At 54.4% G+C, this 26,200-nt stretch carries 21 protein-coding genes and 1 tRNA gene; 5 read left to right on the top strand and 17 right to left on the bottom strand.

The annotated features are described in order from the left end of the window. Window positions 1–8: 8 nt before the first annotated feature. The 6 genes from BM485_04075 to BM485_04050 form a co-directional block, all read right to left on the bottom strand. Window positions 9–569, bottom strand: a complete 561-nt coding sequence (locus BM485_04075; protein OKY76422.1) for a hypothetical protein — start codon at window positions 567–569, stop codon at window positions 9–11. A 202-nt stretch (window positions 570–771) separates the two neighbouring features. Beyond that, window positions 772–1,431 (bottom strand): hypothetical protein, encoded by a 660-nt coding sequence (locus BM485_04070; protein ID OKY76421.1) that lies wholly within the window; start codon window positions 1,429–1,431, stop codon window positions 772–774. Beyond that, a complete protein-coding gene (locus BM485_04065) occupies window positions 1,415–3,157 on the bottom strand; it encodes a hypothetical protein (GenBank protein ID OKY76420.1) in 1,743 nt (580 codons plus the stop codon). Before BM485_04065 ends, BM485_04070 begins: the two co-directional genes overlap by 17 nt. Beyond that, entirely contained in the window at window positions 3,157–8,412 is a 5,256-nt protein-coding gene (locus BM485_04060) for a hypothetical protein (GenBank protein ID OKY76419.1), read from the bottom strand. Before BM485_04060 ends, BM485_04065 begins: the two co-directional genes overlap by 1 nt. Before the next feature lie 114 nt (window positions 8,413–8,526). Further along, window positions 8,527–10,230: a hypothetical protein gene (locus BM485_04055; protein ID OKY76418.1), complete on the bottom strand. Its 1,704-nt coding sequence runs from the start codon at window positions 10,228–10,230 to the stop codon at window positions 8,527–8,529. A gap of 366 nt (window positions 10,231–10,596) precedes the next feature. Next, window positions 10,597–12,060, bottom strand: coding sequence for a cytochrome C (locus BM485_04050; protein ID OKY76417.1), 1,464 nt, complete (start codon window positions 12,058–12,060; stop codon window positions 10,597–10,599). Between the two features lie 638 nt (window positions 12,061–12,698). On the opposite strand from BM485_04050, the gene BM485_04045 reads away from it, so the two are divergent. From BM485_04045 to BM485_04025, 5 genes are all read left to right on the top strand, one after another. Next, window positions 12,699–12,908 (top strand): hypothetical protein, encoded by a 210-nt coding sequence (locus BM485_04045; protein OKY76416.1) that lies wholly within the window; start codon window positions 12,699–12,701, stop codon window positions 12,906–12,908. Between the two features lie 55 nt (window positions 12,909–12,963). Then, on the top strand, window positions 12,964–13,176 hold the full coding sequence (locus BM485_04040; GenBank protein ID OKY76415.1) for a hypothetical protein: 213 nt from the start codon (window positions 12,964–12,966) through the stop codon (window positions 13,174–13,176). 80 nt (window positions 13,177–13,256) lie between these two features. Next, window positions 13,257–13,568 (top strand): hypothetical protein, encoded by a 312-nt coding sequence (locus BM485_04035; GenBank protein OKY76414.1) that lies wholly within the window; start codon window positions 13,257–13,259, stop codon window positions 13,566–13,568. 400 nt (window positions 13,569–13,968) lie between these two features. Next, complete coding sequence (locus BM485_04030) at window positions 13,969–14,172, top strand: hypothetical protein (GenBank protein OKY76413.1); 204 nt, start codon at window positions 13,969–13,971, stop codon at window positions 14,170–14,172. A gap of 77 nt (window positions 14,173–14,249) precedes the next feature. Further along, window positions 14,250–14,555, top strand: a complete 306-nt coding sequence (locus tag BM485_04025; GenBank protein OKY76412.1) for a hypothetical protein — start codon at window positions 14,250–14,252, stop codon at window positions 14,553–14,555. 497 nt (window positions 14,556–15,052) lie between these two features. On the opposite strand, the gene BM485_04020 is transcribed toward BM485_04025, so the two are convergent. The 11 genes from BM485_04020 to BM485_03970 form a co-directional block, all read right to left on the bottom strand. Then, window positions 15,053–15,268, bottom strand: a complete 216-nt coding sequence (locus tag BM485_04020; protein ID OKY76411.1) for a hypothetical protein — start codon at window positions 15,266–15,268, stop codon at window positions 15,053–15,055. Further along, window positions 15,265–16,326 carry a hypothetical protein gene (locus tag BM485_04015; GenBank protein ID OKY76410.1) on the bottom strand — a complete coding sequence of 354 codons (1,062 nt, stop codon included), beginning with the start codon at window positions 16,324–16,326 and terminating at the stop codon, window positions 15,265–15,267. The genes BM485_04020 and BM485_04015 overlap by 4 nt, the downstream gene beginning before the upstream one ends. Next, the gene (locus BM485_04010) at window positions 16,326–18,317 is read right to left on the bottom strand and encodes a hypothetical protein (GenBank protein ID OKY76409.1); all 1,992 of its coding nucleotides are present in this window, start codon (window positions 18,315–18,317) and stop codon (window positions 16,326–16,328) included. The genes BM485_04015 and BM485_04010 overlap by 1 nt, the downstream gene beginning before the upstream one ends. A gap of 180 nt (window positions 18,318–18,497) precedes the next feature. Further along, window positions 18,498–19,418 (bottom strand): hypothetical protein, encoded by a 921-nt coding sequence (locus BM485_04005; GenBank protein OKY76408.1) that lies wholly within the window; start codon window positions 19,416–19,418, stop codon window positions 18,498–18,500. Between the two features lie 57 nt (window positions 19,419–19,475). Continuing rightward, window positions 19,476–20,246, bottom strand: coding sequence for a phosphoribosylformimino-5-aminoimidazole carboxamide ribotide isomerase (locus BM485_04000; GenBank protein ID OKY76407.1), 771 nt, complete (start codon window positions 20,244–20,246; stop codon window positions 19,476–19,478). A 65-nt stretch (window positions 20,247–20,311) separates the two neighbouring features. Next, entirely contained in the window at window positions 20,312–21,019 is a 708-nt protein-coding gene (locus tag BM485_03995; protein OKY76406.1) for a hypothetical protein, read from the bottom strand. Between the two features lie 14 nt (window positions 21,020–21,033). Further along, complete coding sequence (locus BM485_03990; GenBank protein OKY76405.1) at window positions 21,034–23,121, bottom strand: translation elongation factor G; 2,088 nt, start codon at window positions 23,119–23,121, stop codon at window positions 21,034–21,036. Between the two features lie 278 nt (window positions 23,122–23,399). Beyond that, complete coding sequence (locus BM485_03985; GenBank protein ID OKY76404.1) at window positions 23,400–23,960, bottom strand: hypothetical protein; 561 nt, start codon at window positions 23,958–23,960, stop codon at window positions 23,400–23,402. A 336-nt stretch (window positions 23,961–24,296) separates the two neighbouring features. Continuing rightward, window positions 24,297–24,372: transfer RNA gene (locus BM485_03980), tRNA-Phe, on the bottom strand. Window positions 24,373–24,425: 53 nt separating this feature from the next. Beyond that, window positions 24,426–24,908, bottom strand: coding sequence for a hypothetical protein (locus tag BM485_03975; GenBank protein OKY76403.1), 483 nt, complete (start codon window positions 24,906–24,908; stop codon window positions 24,426–24,428). A 37-nt stretch (window positions 24,909–24,945) separates the two neighbouring features. Beyond that, entirely contained in the window at window positions 24,946–25,941 is a 996-nt protein-coding gene (locus BM485_03970) for a hypothetical protein (protein ID OKY76402.1), read from the bottom strand. Between the last annotated feature and the right edge of the window lie 259 nt (window positions 25,942–26,200).

Below are 26,200 nucleotides of genomic sequence, written 5' to 3'. Positions count from 1 at the left end.
GCAAGCCTTTACTCGGCGGTGATTCTGACAAACTCGACCCGCCTGTTCAAGGATCGTCCTTTTTCCGTCTCATTTTCCGCAATCGGCCGGTTCTCTCCGGCCCCGCGAATCAGCAGACGGGTCGGCTCAATCTTGAAATTTTCCTGCAGATATTTTTTTACCGCCCGTGCCCGCAGTTCGGACAAATCATAATTGTAGTCTTCCGTTCCGAAATCATCGGTGTGGCCTTCAACGATCAGTCTGGCGTCGGACAGTTCATTGGTAAGCGCCTTGCCGTACTGGTCAAGGAGTTGATATGATTCAGGCCGGATGGCGGCGGAATTATAATCAAAAGTCACCAGGGCACCGGCCTTCGGCACAAGGCTCGTGTGCACCAGCCCGCCGATCCCCTTCATGCGGTAGCGCTTGCCCTCCACCACCATGAAGACCTCGCCCTCCTTGGTTGAAACGTACTGCTGCCCTTCGTGAACAATTGTCGCCTCCCGGAAACTCAAAGCCTGACTGATCTCCTGTTCCGACTGAGGAAAGGCGAGGTTCTCGCCACATGCGGAACCCGCCGCGACAACCATGCTTCCCAAGATTACCGCACCTGCTAACCTTTTCATGGCAAAAAACCCTCATCATCATTTGTCGGCTCCGCACCCCGGCAGGCAATTCTTCCGCCCGCGGACAGGGAGACATCATGTGCCTGTATCATGATTTATTCTAACAGATTGTATCACAAATTTTCCAAAAAAAAGAACAATTGCCACCGGCTGTTCCCACCGTTACCTATTCAATGGTTCTGATGAACTCAACCCGGCGGTTCAGCGAACGCCCGTCAGGCCGGTCATTGGGCGCGATAGGCCTTGATTCTCCGGCGCCCTTGATCATGACGCGATCCGGGGCGACCTTGAAATGATTGATAAGATAGGTTTTAACGGCCAGGGCACGTTCTTCGGACAACAGACTGTTGTAATCATCCGGCCCAAGATCGTCGGTATGGCCCTCGATAATGATTTTCGCATCAGGCAGGTCACGTTCGAGAACGTTTCCATACTGTTGAAGAAGCTGGTAGGACTCCTCCCTGATGCGGGCCGAGTTGGTGTCAAAAGTGACCAGGGCTCCGGCTTTCGGCACCAGGGCGGTATTGATAATGCCGCCGATGCCCTTCATGCGGTAGCGTTTACCCTCAAGAACCATGAAGACCTCTCCTTCCTTGGTTGAGACATATTCCTGACCGTTATGGGTCAGGGTCTGTTCCTTGAAACTCAAGCTGTCGAGAATTTCCTTTTCCGTTTCAGGGAACGCCAGTTCCTCGGCAAGGGCGGACTGACAGGAGAGAAAAAAACAGATTCCAGCCAGCAGCATTTTTCTTTTCACCATCTGCCTCCCCAAAAGACGTTTCTCATCGTCATGTGATTTTCCGGACGGGTCATTTTTTTCTGACAAAATAAAAATCCCCGCCTTCCTCGTGCCCGACTTCCGACAGGGCGCCGTATTGGGGATGCTGGGGGTAGAGGGTCAGCAGCGACTTGACCTGCTGAAAAATTTCATTGCCCGCCTTCATACTATCATGATTATTTTCAAGAACCTGAATTAATTTTTTGGCGAATACGGAATTATCTTTTCCCCCTTCCGCCAGCACCGGTTCAAGCACAACCTCGTCGCCACTGCCGGCGGACATTGCCGTTCGGGAACGACGAAAGGCATCCTTTTGTTCACGAAGCACGAATTTCTCCTGGGCCAGGGTGCCGGAGTAACAGGAATCAGCCACGACGATCACGTGCCGCGCCGGAATTCGCCGCAATGCCCGGTTGATGTCGACATTGGGAATCCATTTCGCCGGATCGTCAAGATATCCGTCGGCGGGCACCCAATAACCCTTGCCTTTATGGAGAACCCCATGACCGGAATAGTAAATCAAAAGACTGTCGCCGGGCGCCACCTGATTCCGTTGTTCATTCAAGGCCTTGAGAATATCCTTATGAGAGGAATCAACCATGATTTTACGGATAGTGAAGTTATAACCATCCTGCAGAATCCGACTGACGGATTCCACATCATAACGCGGCGTATCGAGATCCCGCCAGTGCCGGTATTCGCTGTTGCCGATGAATAATGCATAATAGCCACCGCGTTCCTCGGCCGCAACCTCTTCCGGAACGGCTTCCTCCTTCCGGACAAGAGTGATGCTTTTTTCAGAACTGTTGCCGTACTGATCAAGCGCCAGCAGCTTTATTGCGGTCAAAGAGGGATCAACCTTGACTGTGGCGCTGAAGGAACCGTCCTTGGCCGGTTCCACCCACTCCCCTTCTATCTGCAGCAGGTCGATCACCGAATCATCAAAAACCCGGCCGCTGATGATTGCCTCTCCCTTGACAGCCTCGACGGTCGCCGCGACATGGATCTCCGGACCGGCCTGATCCCGCTGCATCTCGAGCATCCGTTGCTCCTCAATCCGGTCAAGTTTCTTGAAGGCCTTGGCAAGAAGCTGCTTCCTGGTATATTCGCCGTCATCAAACAGGATCCGGCCCAGAAAACTCAGGGCCTGTTGTTCAACCGCTTCCGCCTCTTGAGTCCCGGCCGCGGCACAGATGGTTCCGGTCACGGCCTGATAATGGCGGAACGGCTCATTATTGTCCGCATTGATAACCGAATCCGGCGAGTAGCCGAAAAAAACCACGCACTTCTTGTTTTCGGAGGCAACAACCGTATAGGCGAAATCCCCTTGCAGATCAGGAGCGTCGACAATCCGCTCTGCAGCCACAATCAACCCCATCGAAAGCAGCTCCGGATGACCGCCATACCTGTTCATAATTTCCAGGGAAGGGTTGAACACCTGGGCCTCCGGGGAGATATTGTCCCGTTTTTCATAAAGAAGACTGCCGTTTTTCAACTGAAACGCCTGGGAAAGAAGGGAACGGCGCTCTTCTTTTTTTTCCCTTCCGGCTCGAACAACATCACCTTCTTCAACAATACTGATCCTTGCTTCCGCCGCCGGAATATTTTCCCATTGAATCAGACCGATTCCACTGCTGCCGGCAAGGTGTTTTCCGTCTTGCCGGGAAGGAGCGGTCACCCCGGTCGTCTGACATGCACTCGTCACGGCCGCAAGCAGGCCGGCCACAACGATTTGCCGGAAAGAAAAAATCCGTTTCATCCAGTCCTCACCCATCACTGCGATTCATCCCCGGAACCCGTCAACCCGAAACCGGCTTCACTCGGCGTGGTGTCGGATGCTTCATCTTCATCCTCCTCGCCCTCTTCTTCGGAATATCCTTCGGGCAGGGCATAACTTTCAATGGAAAAAAGTTCCCCGGCACCGCCGAAGAATGTCAACTGACCAAGCAGGAAGGCGTTCTGCGGATCCCGATCAATCGCCATGCCGCGCACCGGCAGGTCGTTAAAGGTAAAGCCTCCGGTGTGAGGGGCGGGCAGGGTGACTATGGTATATACGGCCGGCCACTTATCCTGACTGTAAACATTGTCAACCGAGGTGATTTTGACTCCAAGTTCGCCATCGGCCCCGGAGAGCCGCAGCCCGTAGACTTCAACCGCGCCATTGACGCTGCCGCCGTCCACAAACGTCTCGGAGATACCGGCAAGCAGCATCAGGTAGGTGGTCTGGCCGACCATACGGCCAAAGGTGATATCACCGCCATCCGTGTCAATCGCGATTGAACTGGTGGTCACCTTGTTGGTTGAATCTATCGCGCCCGGACGAAGGATCGTCGTCAAATCATCATCGATAAAAACATTGCCGCCATCTGTTTTGATATTACCGTTCAGCCGGAAGGTTGTCGACGAATCAGACAGGAAGGTAAAAGAGGCATCACCCTTGCCGGCCAGCACGTTGAACTTATCCTGATCGTCGACATGTGTGCCGGTGGCGAAATCATCGGGAATGACATCACTGACCGTCACGATTCCGCTATCCGGCACATGAAACGTCACCGGGTCCCGCCACTCAAACTGATTGTATGGAATAAAGATCCGACCGGTTCCGCTTGCCCTGCCGATTGTAATCATCGAAAAACCATCCCGCAAAGCGGCAAGATCCTGTGTTGTCAGATCAAGAGAATCATTTCCGGCATCCGTGGAGCCCGCCACATTGATGTCCTGCCCCTTGCCGACCGGCTGGAGAAGAATATCATAGCCGACGATGCTGCCTTTACCGCCGGTGAAATTCATTTCATCGGCAATAAAAGTAATATGGTTTGAGTTGACTTTTGCCGCATAAAGGGTCTGAGTTGAGGTCAAATGGGTGCTTGATGCCTTGACCCGCTCAATGACCATGTCACTGTTTTCATTTATCGCAATTGTTGACCCGGCTGTCGCATCAAGGCTGCCGAAATTGACGCTGTCCGTTGCCGTGTCTCCCAGGATGATCGAACCACCGGCATGCAGGACACCCAGACCGCTGACCTCTACACTACCACTGGCGCTGTCCGTGATATTATCCGTTGAAGCCAAATCGGCCCTCGCGGCACGCAACCGGGCAACAACCATACTGCTGTTTTCACTTATTGCCGCCATTGACCCAGCCATCACGTCCAGGTTGCCGAAATTGACGCTGTCCGTTGCCGTATCACCCAGGGTGATTGAACCAGCGGCATGCAGAATGCCCTGGCCGTTGACCGCGATCATTGCGTTTGCACTGTCGGTGATCGAACCGGTTGAGGCCAGAGTTGCGCTTGTTGCAGTCAATCCGTCGACAATCATGTCACTGTTTTCACTGATCGAGACTGCAGTGAACCCTGTCGCATCGATACTGCCGAAATTGACGCTGTCAGTCGATGTATCGCCCAGGATGATCGATCTCCCGGCATGCAAAACCCCCTGGCCGGCGATATGTATCACCGCGTTCGCGCTATCGGTGATATTGCCGGTCGAGGTCAGGGCAGCGTTTGTCGCGCTTAATCCCTCCACCACCATGTCACTGTTTTCGCTTATCGCAACTGTTGACCCGGCCGTCGCATCCAGGCTGCCGAAATTGACGCTGTCGGTTGCCGTATCACCCAAGGTGATTGACCCGCCGGCATGCAAAATGCCCTGACCGCTGACGTCTACCACCGCACTCGCGCTGTCCCTGATCGCGCCGGTTGAAGCCAGGCTGACGCTTACCGCACTCAAACGATCGATAACCGTATGACTGTCTTCGCTTATCGCAATCGTTGACCCGGCCGTCGCGTCCAGGCTGCCGAAATTGACGCTGTCCGTTGCCGTATCACCCAGGGTGATTGAACCCCCGGCATGCAGAACCCCCTGACCATCGAGAGTTATCACCGCACTGGCGTTGTCCGTGATTGAGCCGGTTGAAGCCAGGCTGGTGCTTGCCGCGACCAAACGGTCCACCACCATGTCACTGTCTTCGCTTATCGCAATTATTGACGCGGCCGTCGCGTCCAGGCTGCCGAAATGCACGCTGTCCGTTGCCGTATCACCCAAGGTGATCGCGCCGCCGGCATCCAGAATGCCCTGACCGGTGACGGATATCACCGCACTGGCGCTGTCCGTGATGGAACCCGCTGAATCGATCACCAGGTTATTGTCCGTGCTGACCGTTCCGACAACAACATTACCGCTGTCGTTGTTGGTCAAGTTTACGTCATAGCTACCGGTCGCGCCGGAATCCACCGCACGCACCAAAGTTGCGATCATCCCGCCGCTTGACAACAGTGTCACCGAGCCGTCCGTCGACGCAACATCCGTTGCCGTCATCGACCCGACGGAGGTAATAGAGATAGACCCGTTCGCGGTGTTGACATCGCCTAAGGTCACGTGATCTAATTCTTTGACAAAAATTGACCCGGCTCCCGTTACATTGATTGCCAAATCACCAACCCGCGTCTCCAGCGCCGCACCTGTTTCGCCGACGCCACCGGCAGCAGTGAGGATAGCGTTTGTTGCCCTGATTTCCGCTGCTGCATCATCGCCCGACTCAAGAATCGCACCATGAGTCGAGGTCACGACAACTGTCGCAGCATCACCAGGCCAAATCATTCCTATCGCTATATCCTCATCCCCCTGAAAGGAAAAATCCATGCCGTCCCCGGATGCTTCCCTCACGTCGGTCAGCAGATAGCGTGTGCCGTCATCCGTCACGTTAAAAGTAAGGTCATCCGCCGCTATCTCGTATTCATTGTTTTCGCCCGCCTGCGTGCTGAACAGGTGCAACGCGTCAAAATCCGTATGATTCTCCACATAAATACTGGTTCCGAATTCGGCAGTCAGCTCACTGGTCTCCAGATCAAGATCATCTGCTCCCTCGCCGATGGCCCCGGCGGCAATCAGATGAACAGTGTCAGCGACTATTCTCTTGTTTTCAGTGGTTGACCCGTCACGGATCGAACCTGCCGAGGTAATCGTTACATTATCTCCTGTAATACTTCCAACATCCACGTTCCCCCCGGCGGTCACAGTGAGACTTGCGGCACCTGCCACTGACTCAACATGAAGGGCGCCCGTCACCGTGATCGCAGCAGTCCGACCGGTGAAATCCGATGCCCCGAGATTTGCCACCGTGTTTGCCAGATCCAGGGTCGTGTCGCCTCCGGTGTTGGTTACACTCAGGGTGTCGGCCGTAATAATGCCGCTCCCGCTTTGAGTCACCGCGCCGTCGGCGGTTATATCGAGAGTCCCGCCGTTTAAACTGACGGCATCGTTAATCGCGACATTATCCGTCCCATCCGCGGCATTACCATTGCGCGCGACAAGGGAAACATTCAACGGCTGCACGGTTGCGGAAATAGCGGCATTGACAAAGATGTCGTCATCAGCATCCAAGGTCAGCGTCGCCCCGCCGGCACTGGTTAGCGCGATCGAATCAGCTACGGTGATATCGCCATCCTGCCCCCCTGCGCCAGTCGTCGTTATTTTTACATCTGTGCCGGAATTTAATGAATTTTGAATCGTGGTGACATCGGCAACGGCGTCGTTGGCGCCGGGAGTGAAAAGATTTTCAGGGGAACCGCCATCAAAAGCGCCATTTGCCGGTCCTGCATCGGCGATGGTTATGTCGGCCGGATCAATGAGCCAGTTTCCAGCTTTTCCCCGTGGAGAGGAAGCGTTGACGCCGCCGCGTACCTCAACAAAATTTTTCCCCGAAGTTTCGACAAACCCGCCGTCACCCGCGACACTGCCGCCCCGGGCACTGATCTCGCCGTTAAAACGGGTAGTGCCGTCGGCCCAGACAATGACCTTGCCGCCATTGCCCGCGGTCACGGCATCGGCGGTAATTGCCGCAGCCCTATCCACACAGGTGGCGGTCGCATTGGCGATATCGGCATTTGCGCCCTGGAAATCACCGCCCACCAGCACCTCGCCGCCGCCGGCAGATCCCGAGGCATCAATGACCGCCCCGGCAAAAAGACCGACCTTGTCGCCCAGCACCTTGACCACCCCGCCCTGTTGGCCCGCATCTTTTCCAGAAACATCAAGGGTGCCGGAGACACTGACGATACCGGCATCACCGCCATGAAGAATAATTTCCCCTCCCCGGCCGACTTCAACCGCTCTTGCCTCAATGATGCCGTCCATGTTGACGATCCTGTCGACAGCGCGCCCGGCGGCTGAAGCGGTGAGAAGAACCGTGCCGCCGTCGGCGGCGATGAGACCGCTGTTGGTGACCAGGGCATCGACGCCAACCGCCTGATCCTCCCCCACGCTGGAGCCGACCTCGAATTGGAGAAGATTGTCGCCATGGAAATCAAGGGTAAAGGTATTACCGGCAGCGAGCGCCACCTTGCCGAGCCGTGCCTGGATAATGCCGGTATTTGCCGCCACCGGGGCCACCAGCGCCGCAAGCCCTGCATCGCGCACGGTGATGGTGCCCTGATTGATAACAGCGGCATCCGCTACGGTCGAAGGAACAATGAAACGAAGATTGCCCGTCATGAAATCCGTATCCGCGATGTCGGCGGTGGTGGCGACCAGGCCGCCCACGTCCACCCGGGAGCCGGGTCCGAAGAAGACACCGTTGGGGTTGACCAGCACCACGTGGCCGTTGGCGGTCATGGTGCCGAGAATACGTGACGGGTCACCGGCGGTTACCCGGTTCAAGGTCATGGATGAGGTGGAAGGCTGGTTGAAACGGGTGACTTCACCAGCCGCGATATTGAAGCCGCGCCAGTCAATAACCGCTTTATCGGTCGCCTGATTGACATCAAGACGGGAAGGCGAGTAAGCCAGGGAAGCGGAGCCCGCTGCCACATTGCCGTCCCGGGGCAGGGCCGAAAGGCTTGCCGGTGCCACCAGGGAACCGAGGCAGACCGAGGCGCCGAGGCATGCGGATAAGGTGGAGACACATCGGCCGCTGCCCTGATTCCTCGTGTCCGGCAAACCTTTTTTGGTCGACTGCGCCGCAATTTTCCTGGCGGTTAAACGGTTGACAAACGCCCTGATTTTTTTGTTAATCACTTGTCCTTTCATGACGATTCTCCGCCGGGAAACCGATGTTTCCTTTCTTCAGTTGACTGCATCTCGTTTATCATTTTTTGCAACCGGGAATACATTCCAGTATCCGGGCAATCTCAGCGCAAACCGTCAAAAAGTGAAAATCACAGCAAAGGAATACCAGGGATCCCGATCATTCTGCCGGGAAGGGATCCGGGAAAGCGGCTTTGCCACTTCCCAGTGCAGGGTAACGCTTTCCCGCCAGAACACTCGAATCCCCAGACCGGCCGACTCCAGATCCGGGTTTTCATTGTCCGTGTTTTCATCAATATCATCAACATTCCACACCTTGCCCGTATCGTAGAAGGCATAGGGCTGGAAGGAAAAGTCGCGGTAGATCGGCGTGAGGTACTGCAGTTCGGCGGAAAACCCGATGCCCTTGTCCCCCAGTATTTCGCCGTCATCATAGCCGCGGCCAATTGCTCTGCCGCCGATACCGAACTCCTCCGAGGAAAAAAGCGGTTCGTCGCTGTACTGCCACAAAAATCGAGTCAGCAGGCTAAGCCCGGGGGTAAGAAGGTCAAGGTACTGCATCCTCCGCAATTCCCCATTGAAGCTGGTGAATTGCGGGCTTGCCTCGACACGGGTTGAGTAGAGGGAGCCCTTTTGGGTTGCCGACCAGTCAAGTCCTTGATTGGCGGTCAGGATAATGGTGTTTGCCCCGGCAAACTGATCAAGAAAATCAAGAGTTGCGGAGGCATAATATTTCGGAATGCGGTCTTCAAAAAACTTTTCATCCAGCACATGCACCAGATATTTCAGGTGGGTATAGCCCGCCTCGATCCTGAGGCTGGTATTGCGGGTGCGAATCCAGGGATATGCCAAAGCGACGGTCTTGATATAGGTGCGGCCCTCTGTGTCCAGCTGCCGCAGGTCGTCATCGGGCCGGGAAGGCCCCTCGGACATACTCATGTCCAAAGTGAGTCCTTCGGTATTGAGCGGCAGGCTGACGTCAGCCTCAATGTACTTCAGCTCAGTGGTGGGATTGGTGATCAGGCCGATAACGGAAAATCTTTCGCCCAGCCGAAAGGGCGAATTGAGATTAAGACCGAGGGCGGCGCGCTCCGGCCCGAGATAATAGCTGCCGTAGTTGTCATAGGACAGGTAGCCGTCCAGCAGTTGCCGCTCGGCCGCCACCACCAGCTCGGACGCGCCCGGCGTATCTTCGGAAGGCCGGATGATATTGCTGGTTGTCACACCGGCCATTTCGTTGACCAAGAGGAGTGAGCGTTCAAGATCCTGAATCTTCAGCGGTTTCTTGCCGACGATTTTTTTCAGCATGGCGAGAATCCTGGGCTGCACGGGTTCCGCCCCTTCAATGTGAATCCGGTCAATAAAACCTTCAACAACATAAATCTTGGCAACACCGTCGCGGATGCGCTGCTGAGGCACGATGGCCCGGGACAGCACATACCCGTCCCGCCGGTATTTCAGGGTAATTTTTTCCTCAACATCATAGATTCGCGCCAGGGCGATCTCCTTCCCCAGCAGATCCTGATAAAATGCCCGAATCTCTTCCTCCGGATAAATGGTCACCCCTTCAATCTCGATCTTTTCAAGAAACAAGGTGATTTTTTCCAGCTCTGCACGAAAAGCCCTGCCTCCCTCGGGGATCTGCATATCGATTTTCATTTTGGGACGAACCGATTCCGGCGGGACGAGCTCTTGCCGTCCGGGACGAAAACCAGGGGCCTCTTGCGCGGAAACCGTATCCGCCATGACGGGGAGCAACAGCAGGAAAAAAATGATTAAAAACCGGGCACCCTCGGTTATGTGCAATAAAAAGACGCTCATCATTTTCTCTTTCATTTTTTTTGCGTATTCACTTTTTTATGATCTTTGTCATTTCATTTCCCGCGAAATCGAGGACCAGCCCATGGTTTGCCAGGATTTCCCTCTCCATTTCCATCGCAAAAACCGTTCCGACAGCGGAAATTAACTTATTGTATTTTGGATCCTTTACAAAATCAACTCATTAGCGCGCCTGCAGGACAATCATTCGATCATTGAGGGGTTCACCCCTCGACGAGAAATTCCGCATTCACGAAATCAAATGTCGGCGATCCTGGAAATTTCATACCGAAAAGGCAAAAAAAATCCCCCGCTGCGTATCAAAGCGGGGGATTTTTTATCTGCCGGCGACAAAAGGGCGGAACCCTGTTATTTCGCGACGTTCATGGAAATCGTTTTTACCACCATGTCAACCACCGGCAGGGTGGGAACCGCGGTCAGGCCATAGGTCGCGGCCAGATCGATATCCTTGGGAACCGCGGCGAGCAGAGCCTCGGCGATTTTCTGTTCCGCCTGGCGGTAGCGCAGTTTCACCTCCACCGACAGCGGGCCCTTGGCGTGGGCCCCGGAAACACCGTAATAGACATCCTTATAGCCTTTGGCCGGGATCGTGTCATGCCGGGAAAAGGCAACCACCTCCCAGGGATCAATCTGCAGGTGCAGGTTTTCGCCCATGCCGTCGGAATTGAACAGCCGCACCTCCTCCGGCAGGGTTCCGTCAGCCCCGACGGTGCCGGTGGTCATGACTATCTTGCCGTCCTGGTCCTTGACCGTCATCTCCAGCCAGATCTGGCGAATATTGGTCAGGGAGGTGGGCAGATTGTGGCCGGCCCGCCGGTTATGAACCCGAACCTTTATTTCGGCAAGTTTGCCGTCCCGGTAAATCGGCGTCACATCCAGATCAGCCGCAGCCTTCAAGCGGTTCACCGCAAGCTCGTACTTGCTTTTGGCGTTGGCGGCCAGGGCCTGGTCTCCGCCCTTGATGGCCGCCTGCTCCAGCAGGTAATAAAGAAGAAAGTTGGCGCCGTTGAAGTAATGGCGGAACTCTCCGCGCTGCGGCTTGGTGAAGGCATCGGCTGAACGGAGAAAGGTGTCATACTCCACCATGTGGCAATCCTGGCAACCGATGTTTTTTACCGAATAGGGGCTGTCTTTCCACTCCCGGTAAGTCGATTCCAGGGGAGTATGGTTTTTATAATGATGCACCTGGTGACAGCCGGCGCAGATTTCCGTTGTTTTGTGCAGCGGCTGCTCAACACATTCATGAAACCCTTCGCCGCATCCGTCGGCGGCGGCGTAGGGTCCGTATTTGGTCAGAACCGGACCATCCGCCCCGTCCCTGCCGGGCGACATGACAAAAGAACCGTTTTCCGGCTGATGGTAGGGCGTCTGCCAACCGGTATGGGATTTCATGGAATGGCAGACATCACAGGAAACACCGTTTATGGCGACAGGACTTAAACCAGCCAGACCCGCCCCCTTCACTTCCCCGGTGACAACGCCCATGGGCGAATGGCATCCTTCACACTGCCGGGAAATATCATGCCCCATCGCCTTGACCGCCTTATTCAGCTCTCCCTGATACACAGGATCCTTTAAGGCAAGGGCATGCAAGGATCCGGTCCATTCCTCAAACTGTTGCGGATGACATTCTCCACAGGTTTCCGGGGCAGTAAACTGAGCCGACGACTTTTCCCAGTTGACCAGCGAGGGTTCATAGGGAAAAAGATTTTTATCCACAGGGTCCATCGCCAGGCAGACATTCACGGAAAACAGCGCGACTGATACCGCGCCCAGGGAGTAAAATACGTTTTTTGCCAGCCTCTTCTTCATAAAATCCTCCTTTTTATTATTCACTTGACCCACCGGTTCCTGATAGTAAAAATTACTTTTTTTATAGCAAGTTATCTGAGGTTTGCAAACATGGAAAAAATTTTTTCCATGTTTGGTCTTCCGGTATCAAGAACTAACTTCAGGACATTTTCATCATAATACCGGCTCATTACAACGCAATTCCCTGAAATGCATTTTCCCGCGCACCAGCTGCGCGACAATTTGCCGCACAATCTGTGCGGCCATGATCGCAAAAATTCTCCCAAGCCACAGCATCAATTCGTTGTGTGCCGGCCATGACATTGGCTTCAGTCAATTGGCCGTTCGTCTTTTATGTTTTTGGCGATTCATTCCCATCGCCCGCAAGCTCCGCGCAACACATTTTGCCGTGCCGCATCACATTCACTCACCACACCTCTGTCGCATTGCCCTGCCACACATAGTGTGGCACCACACTTTCTGCAACACCACCAGCCAGCCGAATAACTGTTGCGCACAAAGGAATAAAAAAAATTTTTATATTAGATCCAAATACTTAAATAACATTACCAACTGTAGCACAATCCTTTGGCACGGCCGATGCTTTTATGAGGAATCAAAGAGAAAAAAAACACGAACCCAACAGAAGGAGGGGCATCATGAAGACAACATCCACCACATCAACAACAGTCGCAACCCACGCCCAGGAATCAGCAGCCAACAGCGCCGCCCAAGTCGGTATCGGCATCATCGCCCTGCTTTCCGCCATGATCGGTACCTGGGGAGCCGTCTGTTTGATCAGCGGCCTGTCCCAGTACGGCGTTACCGGCATGATCCAGGGATGGTTTTCCGCAGTATTCGGCGGTTGATACAACAAACCGGTAAAGATTTCCGACCACGACACCATATCCAAGGAGGCACACCATGAAAGCGACCAGTAAAGCAGCAACAGAAACCGTTGCCACCACCAGCCAGCAAGCAATTGATCAGCAGGCAGCGCAAGTCGGCATGGGAGTCATCCTCGCCTTCACCGCCCTCAGTGGAATATGGGGTGCCGTATGCCTGATCAGCGCACTTTCCCAATACGGTGTTACCGGTGTTATCAAAGGATGGTTGTCCGCGGTTTTCGGCGGGTGATTCGGTCGACCCGTCAAATGACGGAAAATTGCTTCAACGAGAAAAAACGACAAAAGAATAATAGAAGGAAGGAGAAAGGAATGAGCACACAACAAACTTCAAACAAGGGAACAGGCGTCTTTTTCGGCATCATGGCCGCAGTCGGCGGAATCATCGGCATCTGGGCCTTCGCAACAATGATGACCGGTCTTGCCTCGGTCAACTGGCAGCCCACGGAAATGATCCGCCAATTTCTGGTTGCCACCGGCAATCTGGGCGAATACGAGACCCTGGTTGATTATTACACCCATATCAAGGGCGTTGAATATCTCATTGCCGCTTCCTTCTTTGTCGCCTTTCCGGTTTTCTACAAATACCTGAATGCAAAAGAAGCAACCGTATCCGTCAAATAAAACGCCCCATACCACGCACGCAAAAAAACGGCGCATGACACCCGGTCATGCGCCGTTTTTTTGTATGTGATCAAGGCCGAAAATCCTGCCTGATCGTAACGAAAGCAATTCACCCACCCCTCGCCGCATCTCCTGTTGAAAGCCGCAAGGCCTGCATAAAAACGACGCTTGACCCACCACACCTCTGTAGCATGACTCCGCCACAAAGGTGTAGCGGCAACACAACCTGCGACACAGCAAAACCTGCCCCTGCCGCCAGCCAACCCTTCATGAAAAAATTTTATCCTCACAATATCAAATAGTTAAACAAAATGAACGACTGTAGCACAACCCATTGGCACGACTGCTGCTCTACTAACTAAGCAAAGAGAAAAGTTACCAAGGCAAAAGGAGGAACGCCATGAAATCAACGACAAAGACCGAAACAACCGCAACCAGAACGCAGGAATCAGTATCCAACAGCGCCGCCCAAGTCGGCGTCGGCATCATTGGCCTGCTCAGCGCCCTGATCGGAATATGGGCAACCGCCTGCTTGATCGGTGGTCTCTCGCAATACGGCGTTATCGGCATGATCCGCGGCTGGATGGCAGCGGTTTTCGGATAAAACGACATAAGACGAACAACGGTTTTTTATTATTCATTAACGGATTACGGAAAAATCAAACAAAGGGGAGAACGACCATGAAAGAAACAACGAACAAGGGAACAGGCGTCTTTTTTGGTATCATGGCAGCAATCGGCGGAATCATCGGCATCTGGGCCTTCGCAACAATGATGACCGGTCTCGCCTCGGTCAACTGGCAGCCCACGGAAATGATCCGCCAGTTTTTGGTTGCCACCGGCAACTTGGGCGAATACGAGACCCTGGTTGATTATTACACCCATATCAAGGGCGTTGAATATCTTATTGCCGTTTCCTTCTTTGTCGCCTTTCCGGTTTTCTACAAATACCTGAATGCGAAAGAGGCAACCGTTTCAACAAAGTAACAGCCGGCTAGCAGCTTCACCCTCCTCTGACGGCGCATGGTCATTAGCCATGCGCCGTTTCTTTTTCCCGCGGCATACTTCATGCTCTTCATAACCGGCACGGCTTTGCCGCGTCCGGCATGGGCTGCGAATTGATTCCAGCTCTCTGCAAATTCGGCGGCGGCGGAAGCCCTGGTCGTCGGCTCCCGTTTTTTGCGACGGTTGATCTCGCCTGAATCTACCTGTCCATGGCAAACTCGAAGATCTCCCAAAGCCCGCTAATCCCGGCTGCCAACAGAAAGATGAAGAAGGCGACAAAGCCCGGCTGCGCAGATGATGGAGTTTGTCAATGACCTGAGCGAACTGGTTGAAGGCGGGGCAAAACAGCCGCAACGGGGCCGGGCCGGACTCACCGCCCCGGACAGGGAGAAAGAACACGGCAATGAACGAAGCAGAAAATTTTGAAGAATTTGAAAGAAAGGCGATACGCTGCGCCCCGCGAGAGAACGCGGGGCATCTCAGCATTGATGCTTGATGAGAAAATCCTCAACCATTTCCTGCATGATATCAAGCTGATCACGGCCGGTTTCATGGATCAGAATCCAGCTGCAGCGATGGAAAGCGCGGTACAGATCCGGTCGCACCTTGAGAACCAGGGTGGCCAATTCCTCGTCCGACCATCCGCAACCGACGTCCTCGGCCGGACCGGCGCTTTCTTCTTCGCCCTTTTTCATGCCAGCGATTCCCGGATGCGGATAAAATCTTCTTTCCGCGAAAAAAAGGCATCCACCACCCGCGGATCAAAGTGACGGCCTCTTTCCTCCAAGATGATGCTTTCCGCCTTGGCCAGGGGAAAAGCCTCCTTGTAAACCCGCTTGGTGGTCAGGGCATCAAAGACATCGGCCAGGGCCACCAGCCTGGCCTCCAGGGGAATGTCTTCGCCCCGCAGGCCACTGATATAGCCGCTGCCGTTCCATTTCTCATGGTGAAAGAAAGCGATATTGCGGGCCATGGGATCAATCTCCGCATTATCGAGCATGCGATGACCGATGAGCACATGCTGCTTCATGGCATCAAACTCCTCCGGGGTATAGCGGCCCGGCTTCTTTAAAATGGCGTCGGCAATGCCGACCTTTCCCACGTCATGCAGCGAGGAATAGAGCTTGATGCGTTTGATGAAATCCCGTCCCGCGCCATATGCTTCGGCCAGCAGGGCGGCATATTCGCTCACCCGCCTGATGTGGTTGCCGGTTTCATCGTCATTGGCCAGATTGGCGTCTTCCAGCACCGTCACCAGCCCCATGGTCATCTTCTCGATGATTGCCGTTTTTTCATCCACCAGATGGGAAAGGTGCTCTTCCCGGTCAGCCAGCAATCGATTCTTGCGGCGCAATTCGTCCTGCAGATTTTTCAAGCGGAGCTGCGCCTGGACCCGGGCCAGCAACTCATCACGATTAAACGGCTTGGTCACATAATCCACCCCGCCGTTACGAAAGGCTTCCACCTTGCTCTCCACCTCGGTCTTGGCGGTGATGAAAATGATCGGAATCTCACGAGCCAGCGGTTTTTCCTGTAACAAACGCGCCACCTGAAACCCGTCCAACCCCGGCATCATGATATCGAGCAGGATAAGATCCGGCAGGTCATGCTCAATCATTTCAAGCACCGCCGCCCCATCGCCCGCCATGCGAATCTGACATTCCAGCACCTGGACCAGCATCTCCGCCAGCAGCCTTCGGTTCTCGGCAATGTCATCGACAATAAGGATTTTCTTTCTTTCTCTTTGGTCCATCACTGGTTGCTCCAAGCCTCGATTTTTCCAATAATCCGCGGTAATGCCTCGTCGTCAAAGGTGGCGGCAATCCACTGCAGCTCATCCTGCAAATGCAGGATTTCCTCCTGATCGTCGAAATCGGCAAACGAGGCGGCGAGTCCGCGAATCTGATCGGGATTAAAAATTTTCCGGTTGTTATGCAGCACATCCAACGCCTGCAGAAGGCGATATCGTAATTCCCGACTCATGCGCAGCAACGCGCCCTTCACCTCAGACCTTTTTGCCGTCGGCAAGGCCGCTTTCTCTTCCGTGTCCAGGGAAAATCGCCGGACGAGCAAAGCATAAATCTTTCCGTAAAAAATTTCCAGCTCAACAGGCTTCGCCAGATAATCATCGCAGCCCGCGGCCAAAAACTTCTCAGCGTCCTGGGGCATGGGTTCACCGGTCAGGGCAACGACGTGCAGGTTCCGCCACTCGCCGCGGCGGCGAATCTCGGCAATGGTAGCCATGCCGTCAAGTACCGGCATATTCATATCAAGAAAAAGCAGATCAAAATCCTTTTCCCCTAATCTGTCAAGTGCTTCCCTGCCGTTCGCCGCCACTTCCGCCTCCAGCCCGACCTGGCGCAGAAGGGCCTTGAGCAATCCCTGATTCACCTCGTCATCCTCGGCAACCAGCACCCGTAAATTCACCCCGGTCGAAGTCAGGGCGGCACGAAGCGTCTCAACCCCTGCCATCTCATCCTTCTTTGTTTCCGGCGCGGCCGCTTCGGCCTCCACCACCGGGACAGGCAAGCGGATGGTGAAACATGACCCGCGTCCGGGTTCACTTTCAAGCAGGACATCTCCGCCCATCAAGGTAACCAGCCGTTTGGTAATACTGAGCCCCAGTCCCGCTCCCCCGTATTTACGGCTGTCGGCCGTGTCGCCCTGCTGAAATTCGGCGAAAATAATCCGCTGCTGCTCGGCGGAAATGCCTATCCCGGTATCAACGACCCGGCCGATAAACGCACCCTCCTCGTAGCCGCAGGAAAGGGTGACGGAGCCTTTTTCCGTAAATTTAAAGGCATTGCTGAGCAGGCTGACAAGAATCTGCTTGATCCGCTTGGTGTCGCCGATCAACCGTTCCGGCATGCTGTCCGCGACGATGACGTGAAAATCGAGTCGTTTTGTTTCGGCATGACGGAAAAAATTCAGGGTGATCGCGTCGACAAGCTGATGCGGATCAAACTCCTCCTTGACCAAAGGCAGCCGGCCCGCCTCGATCTTGGAGAAATCGAGAATATCATTGATAAGCCGCAAGAGATTATTCCCCGCCTGGTTGACGATGGCAAGCCGCTTTCTGTCCTTGTCCTCCCGGCAATCCATCAGCAGAAGCTCGGTGTAGCCGATGATGGCGTTCAAGGGGGTCCTGATTTCGTGTCCCATGTTGGCCAGAAAGGCACTTTTCAGCCGGACCACCTCCTCCGTCTGTTTCCTGGCCTCCAGCAAATCCCGTTCTCCCTTTTTCAAATCGGTGATCTCAACGGCATAGACCCGCAGCAGCCCGTTTTCCGGCACATACCGCAGACGCCGCTCATAGACCGAGCCTGCAATTTCCAGCTCATCATGATACGCAGCCTCGGTCCCGCCCGGCAAATCATCCAACTTGTCCGGCACCCCCCGCAGAAGGGGATGGAGACCGCCATTGGGCGGATGTGCGAAACGCCGGCGGCAGGCACGGTTGGCAAAGGTGATGGCGCCCTGGGTATCGACCTCAAGGATCATATTGGGATTGTCTTCCGGGATGGCGGCCAGGCGCCGCAGAGCAACCGTTTCCCGGGCTTCGCGCACCGCCTTGGCAAGGACGATGCAATACCAGCTTGCCGAAGGGAGGACGAAGCCCAACCCATAGAAAAAAAAATATTTCGTTTCTATGCCGGCAGCGAAAAATCCCGTCAGGCCCGCTGCCGCAAGCAACAGAAAAAAAGAGGGGAGCAGCGCGGAAAATGTTTTGTTGCGGCATGCCATCTGACACGTTTCCTTCAGGGGTTCAGTTGCGCGACAAACGACACTGCAAGCCAAAAAACGGTGTTGCGTTTTTCAATGGGCATCATCTGTTGTCCTGGGGTTGCGCTGTCGTGTTTCCTTCAGTTTCATTATACGCAGAAAAAAAACGCGTACTCAATATTTTCGGACCACGCATATTATCTATTTCACCTTCTTCCGCCAGGTAGCAAGCCGGATGCCGGTAACGGCCAGGGCAATCCCGGCCATCTGCACCCGCGACAGGGTCTGACCCAAAAAAAGATGCCCCCAGAGACTGGTGAGGATGGGTTGCAGGAGCAGCAGCGTCGAGGCGATGGCCACCTCTATATGGGGAAAGGCATGAATGATCAGCCACCAGCCCACCACAGAGGAAACAAAGGCATGAAGCAGAAGCCAGGCAAAGGGTATTTTGCCGGGCAGGACAAACCCGCCCTCCGCAGCCAGAACCGGAAAAAGAAATGCCGCGGAAAAAAATGCCACCCAGAAGAGAATCTGCTGGCTGGTAATTCGGTACGAGCCGAGAAACCGCAGGATGATGAGGAAAAAAGAATAGGTTACGGCGGTGATCAACCCGTAAACGACGCCGCGCGCCACGTCATGGCCAATCCCGTTTGTCAGGGTGAGCAGCCCGATACCTGCCAGGGCAAGCCCGCAACCGGGCCAGAACCACCTCTGCAGCTTTTCACGGAAAAAATAAACAGCCAGCAACGAAACAATCAGCACCTGCAAGTTGCCCATCAGGGTTGCCGGGCCTGCTCCGAGAAAAAGAATGGCGCGATGCCAGCACCAGAGATCAGCGGCAAAAAAGGCGCCAAGAACAAGCAAAGGTCCGATGGCGGTGGCGGATTTCAAAAAAAATGCGCATCGGTGATTTTCGCCTGCAACGCCGGCGGCATCGCCTGAGCGTAACGGCATGGAAGCAAAAGGGCGAACAAACGGATACAGCAGCAGCCAGATCAGAGCGGCAAGGAAATTGCGATAAAAGGCGGAAACGGTCGGCTCAACGCCGGACAAGGTGACAAAAACAGCGGAGGTGCTGATACAGGTGATGCCGGCGAGAAGCTGAAGGTACCATCGCATCATAACTGATCACAGGGTAAGGAGCACAACAGGTGCGTGCACCCTCGCGGGCAAGCGATTTCAGGGGTTGTAGCGGCGATGAAAAGCCACTGCCTCGGCGTACGTCATGGTGGAGCCGCCGAAGATATCAAGGGCGCTGCCGATGGTGGCATCAAGCCTGCCCCGGCCGAGCTCGGCAAGCCTTTCCATATCGGCGATATTTTTGACTCCGCCGGCGTAGGTTGTGGGAAGAGGGGCCCATTCCCCCAGTTTTTCCGCCAGCTCCTCTTCGATACCGGCACACCTTCCCTCGACATCCACCGCATGAACCAGAAATTCATGGCAGAATGAAGCGAAATAGGCAAGCGTCTCCGGGCTGATAACCACCGAGGTGAACTTCTGCCAGCGATCGGTGACGATATAATACTCGCCGTCCCGCTTGCGGCAACTCAGATCAAGGACAAGCCGGTCAGCCCCCACCGCATCTTTTATTTCGTGCAGGCGCTCTTCATGAATGCGTCCGTCCTGAAAGACGTAGGAGGTGACGATGACGGCGGCGGCGCCCCGATCGAGCCAGGCCGGGGCATTTGCGGCAGTAATGCCGCCGCCGATCTGCAAACCGCCCGGCCAGGCGGCCAGCGCCTCGGCCGCGGCTGCATCATTGCCCGGACCAAGCATAATGACATGGCCGCCGGTCAAGCGGTCGGCCTTATACATTGTCGCGTAATAGGACGAGGGATGCGGCGAAGAAAAATTCGTCTCCAGGGTGGAGGCGGAGATATCGGAAAGGGTGGAGCCAACGATTTGCTTGACGCAGCCGTTATGCAGGTCAATACAGGGGCGAAATTTCATGATGTTGTGCGAAAAATCCGCCTGAATTCGATTTATTCCATCGAATTCAGGCGGAAAAAAGAATCTCAGCCTTCCATGATGAGCAGGGTGGCGGGATCAAGATTGAGACATTTCGTGCCGTCCAACTGCCCATCTTTCTTGATGATCTTCAGGGCGATGGAGTTCTTCGCGGCATCGGGCTGCAGGAGAATGATGGTATCAAACAGCTCATCCGCGGTGTGACAGGGGGCCGGCACACCGGCGGAACTGACCCGTTCATCATCGCGGTGGCAAACGGCGGAAAACCAGATGTTCAGATTGAGCCCCTGCACCAGGTCACGCATTTCACCGAGAACCTTCTCCGGGGAGGAGGAGCAATCAAAGCCGTCCACCAGCAGACAGTCCGGCTGAAATATATTCTGATCAATGAGATCCTTCAGGCGCTCACGCAGTTTGGCCACGCTGAAGCTCTCCTCGTTAAAGGTCATGATCATGCGCCGGCTCATCAGCTCATCATGGACGCCGGCGGCGTGCTGCAGCTTGCTTGCCTGCGCGATATCCTTGAAAATATCATCATACCAGAGTTTGGTCTTTTCCAGACTCTGGCCGATGCTGACATGCAGCACCTTGTTGCCGCGCAACATGCTGTCCAGGGCAATCTGCACCAGGATGGCGGTTTTTCCCAACCCAGCCCTGGCCATAACCAGCCCCATCTGCGGGGCAGCGTCCTTACCCTGATCCGCCGGGCTGAGAAGGCGAAGCGGATTCTTTTGAATCAGATCCTCTTTCAACATAGTCGTGTTCCCCCTTATTTACCCTGCTCTTTCTTTTTCTTGCGCAACTCTTCAATCAGACTTTCCGCAACATTTCTGGGCACCTGCTTGTAATCGGCAAATTCCATGGTGAATTCCGCCTTGCCCTGGGTCAGGGAGCGAAGAACGGTGGAATAACCGAACATCTCGGACAACGGCACTTCCGCCTCGACAACGGTATAGTCACCTTCTTCCAGGGTTCCGATGATGATGCCGCGACGCTGGTTCAGGCTTCCCATGATCGAGCCTTGAAACTCGGTCGGGCCTTCCACGGCAACCTTCATGATCGGCTCCAGCAGAACCGGTTTCGCCTTCTGATATCCTTCCTTGAATGCGCCGATGGCGGCAAGCTGGAAGGCGACGTCAGAGGAGTCAACCGCATGATACCCGCCGTCGTTGATGACACAGCGCACGCCGTTGACCGGGAATTCCGCCAGCGCCCCTTTTTCCAGGCTCTTCTTAAAGCCCTTGTCGCAGGAACTGATAAACTCGCGGGGAATAACACCGCCGACGATGCTGTCGACAAATTCGTATTCACCCTCTTCCAGGGGTTCCATGTATCCGGCAACGCGGCCGAACTGACCGGAACCGCCGGTTTGTTTTTTGTGGGTGTAGTTGAATTCGGCACGCTGGGTAATGGTCTCGCGGTAGGCAACCTGGGGAGCGCCCACCTGCACCTCGGCCTTGTACTCCCGCTTCATGCGTTCGATGTACACCTCAAGGTGCAGCTCGCCCATGCCGGAGATAATGGTTTCATTGGTTTCATGGTCGACAAAGGTCCTGAAGGTCGGATCTTCCTTGGTGAACCGGTTGAGGGCCTTGGACATGTTGACCTGGGCCTTGTTGTCCACCGGAATGATGGCCAGCGAGATAACCGGGCTGGGCACATGCATGGAACTCATGGAATAACTGATGTCGCTGGAGGTGAAGGTATCGCCGGAGGCGCAATCGACACCGAACAGGGCGACGATATCACCGGCGCCGGACTCTTCGATTTCCTCCATCTCGTCCGAATGCATGCGGCACAGACGGCCGACCTTGACCTTCTTGCCGGTACGGCTGTTGACGATGGAGTCACCTTTTTTCATGGTGCCCTGGTAAATGCGGAGATAGGTCAGCTGACCATAACGTCCGTCCTCCAGTTTAAACGCCAGGCAGACCAGGGGATCTTCCGGCTTGCAGGAAAGAATCAGCTCCTGCTCGTCTTTTTCAAGATCAAGCGCGGTATTTTCAATGTCCATGGGGTTGGGCATGTACAGGTTGACCGCATTGAGCAGACACTGAACGCCCTTGTTCTTGTAGGCGGAACCGATAAAAACCGGGGCAAATTCCAAAGCCAGGGTGCCCTTGCGGACCGCCGCGTGGATCATCTCCTCGGAGGGTTCGCCTTCCAGCACGGCTTCCATCAACTCATCGGAGAACATGGAAACCGCGTCAAGCATTTCTTCGCGTTTTTCCTTGGCCTCGTCGAGGAGACTCGCGGGGATATCCGCTTCCCGCATCTTTTCGCCGTTATCACCTTCAAAGTAAATGGCCTTCATCTTCACCAGGTCGACAATTCCTTCCATGTCGCCTTCAAGACCAATGGGAATCTGCATCATGACCGCGTTCAAGCCCAGCTTGTCCCGGACCTGCTTGGTTACCCTGGCCGGATTTGCGCCGGTGCGATCGCACTTGTTGATGAAAACAACGCGAGGAACCTTGTAGCGGCTCATCTGGCGGTTTACCGTGATACTCTGGGACTGCACGCCGCCGACGGAACAGAGGATGAGCACCGCGCCGTCAAGCACCCGCAGGGCGCGCTCGACTTCAATGGTGAAGTCAACATGGCCGGGGGTGTCAATGATGTTGATGGAATGGCCTTGCCAACTGCAGTAGGTCGCCGCGGACTGGATGGTGATGCCCCTTTCCTTCTCCAGCTCCATGGAGTCCATCTTGGCGCCGACGCCATCCTTGCCCCTTACTTCATGTATGGCATGGATCCGGTTCGTATAAAAAAGAATCCGCTCGGTAAGGGTCGTCTTACCGGAATCGATGTGAGCGCTGATTCCGATATTACGCATTTTCGTTAAATCTTTTTGCATCTCTTTTTCCTCAAACGTTGTTGCTTGTTGCTGACCGGCCCCGCCGAGGGGGAGGGGAAATTGACGGTCCCGCGAAATCGCTTCCGCCGGCTGTCGCGTCGGAAGTCATTGATTTCACAGGACAACTCCGAACATGCGGAGTGCTGCCACAAGTCCATCAGAATTCAGGGTGGATAAACACGATTAAAAAAAACGGCCCTCAAATCAGGGCCGTTTGCGAATCTCCGGATAGAAACCGGAATTAATAAATCAGATCATGTCTCTTTGTCAAGCAAATTTCACATCGATGCCGCACCGAAGGAACGCTCGAAAAGCTCCTCAATGGCTTTTTTGCCGTCATCATTGAGATTTCTTGTTCCCGAGCCGGTAATGGAATCATACGCGATACAGGGGGTATCGACTTTCCAGGCACCCTCTTTCCAGGTGAACCACTCTTTTTTCTCCTGGTCGTAGACGCTGACCGGTCGGTTGAAAAGCCGCGCCAGCTCAACAGCCCAGCCGGTTCCGCCTTTTACCGTGTTGTCCGCCATGATCTTACCCACGGCAAAAACCTGGTATCCCTTATTGACCATATGGAAAATCGACTGCAGCACCTTGCGGATTTTCTTTTTTTCATAGTAGGTGCGGTTCATCATCTTTGAAGCGAGTTCCATGCTGATGTCGCCCCGGACCAGTTCCTCTTCGGAAAGCATCACCACATTTTTATCCCTGGTCGGCACATTCCCTTCATAGGACAGGGTCACTTCCTGCAGTCCCCACTTTTCCGCCGCCTCGCCAAAGGCCGTTTCAGCGCCTTTCAGGCCGCCGCTGTATAAAGTACATTTCGCTCTATCCACCATAACGTCCTCACTCCTTTTGAATCGGCTTTCACCTCGCAGGCGTTAAAAGGAGACCGAATCTCCTTCTTTACTTCCCTCTGACAATGACAATCAATTCTAAAAAAAATCGCGCCGACAAATCAAGCAGTTTCGCAAATCCGTGATTCCAGCGCGCTCTCATGAAAAACTTTTTCCCAATTTATCCTGATTTATTACTTTGAAATATGCACCATAAACAAGTTTTTTCTTTGATCCATGATATTTTATTTCGATTATTCTTCCCGGAAAAACAGCGGGGCACGGCCGAAACAAAAAAAAGGGGTTTACAGCAAAAATGCTGCAAACCCCTTAATATCTTGGTGCCGGGACCAGGAATCGAACCAGGGACACACGGATTTTCAGTCCGTTGCTCTACCGACTGAGCTATCCCGGCGAAAGCGCTGAAAATACCGAACGGTCCCTTCCTTGTCAAGATTTTTTTCTTGTTCAGAAAGAGACGACCCGACTACCGGCCAGCCTGTCATGCCAGGAGGCATGGTCCTTATCCAGCACCGCCCAAAAAAAACCCGCGCCAAAAGGAATCGCGGAAAGCAGATAACCGACGAGACGGAGAAAAGAGGAGCCCGGTGACAGCGCGCTGCCGGAGACCGACACCACCTGAATGCCCATGAAAATCTTGCCCAGCGTCTGGCCTCCGCAACTGTGCAGCACGACAAAATAGGATCCGGCAAAAAAAAGCAGCCATGCGGGCCAGAAAAGCGCATACATGACCACCAGGGAAATCAAAGCGGACAACGACACCACGGAAATCCCCTCGGTGCCGCGCAGCATGAATGCCAACGACAAAAGAACCAGGCACCCCAGCAGCAGAAGGTCAATCAACAGGGCCATGAATCGCGCCCCGAAACCGGCTGTCTCAAAAACGGTGTCCCCGGCCTGCTCCGGCACGGCACCCGCCGCACCGGCCATTATCCTTTCTTCTCCATTGCCGGCTTGCAATATCTTATCACTCCCTCGCCGGATTGTTGCCGGCCTTGGCATCCGCACCATCTTGGTCGCCGGATTCTTTTCCCTCATTGAGAAAATCTTCGAGATCAAGCGCCGTATCTTCCGGGCGCCCTTTCTTGCCGGCGCCATTGGCGGGAATGAGCAGATCGTCCATATCGATGTCTTCGAGGTTGAAAACCAGATCATTGCCTTCCGGTTCATCTTCAAGGTCAACATCAAGATCAAGCTTTAAAGAAGAATCGGATTTGCCGGCAGGAGGTGTTTGCGCTTCGTCCTCATCGGAGGCGGCCTCTTCCATCTCTATTTCCGGCATGAGGCCTAAATCAAAGTCAATGCCGCCCGCCTGCTCTTCCGCCTCTTCGAGATCCAGCTCCCCCCGGCCGGGTTCTTCCTCTTCCGCAAACGAAACCGCCGCCTGAGCCTCTGCAACCGGCTCCTCCTCTTCCAGTTGAAATTCAATACCGCCCTGCAACTCCTCCCCGGACGGCGACTCGGGGGCAACGGTCTTTGCCGCCGGAGTTTTGTCGCGATCAAGGAGCAGATCGACATTCAGCCCCGCCATTTCCTCTTCGCCCATGGAAAACTCAATGCCGCCGGATTCTTCTTGCCCGCCCAAAACATCTTCCTCTTCCTCCGCCGCGGCTTCGACTTCTTCCTCGTCTTCGCCCGGCAGGGTCAAGCTGATTTCTTCCTCTTCCTCCCCGGCCGACCCGGCCGCTGCAAACGGGGCAAGGTTCACCACCGGCACCTCCTCGCTTTCCGCCGGTTCCGGCCCGAGAAGTTCAACTTCCTCGTCAACCGCCATGTCGGAGAGGTCATACTCCCGTTCTTCCGCCTCTGCCGCTCCCTCCAGCAGGGAAGCGAGAAAAAAAATCTCCTGGGCCTTCAGTCCGGTGCCGGGCAGGGAAGCCGAAATCGCCGTAAGATCGGCGGAACACTTTTTACAGGATGGTTGTTGATCGAAAGAGATGTATCCACATTTTGGGCAGCGCATTCGTATCGTCCCTCATAAAATTTATTAAGCCCGTACAAAACCAAAAATATCCGGCAAAATAAAGCACATCAACGGTTTTTCAAAATTGCCGACCGCTTTGTCTTCAGGTTTGCCGCAAAATCCGCTGATTTCTCAAAAAAATATATAATAAATTAGTACAATCCGCCGGGCAAGGTCAAGTCATTCCCGTGCTCCTTCTTGATTTCTCCGAGTTTTTTTAGCTGATTGCCGTCAAACAACAGCGGAAAACTTGCAAAAA

The organism is Desulfobulbaceae bacterium DB1, from assembly GCA_001914235.1.
Classification (GTDB): domain Bacteria; phylum Desulfobacterota; class Desulfobulbia; order Desulfobulbales; family SURF-16; genus DB1.
The sequence above is the reverse complement of the archived record's forward strand: the minus strand, read 5'-3'. Positions and strand labels throughout refer to the sequence as shown.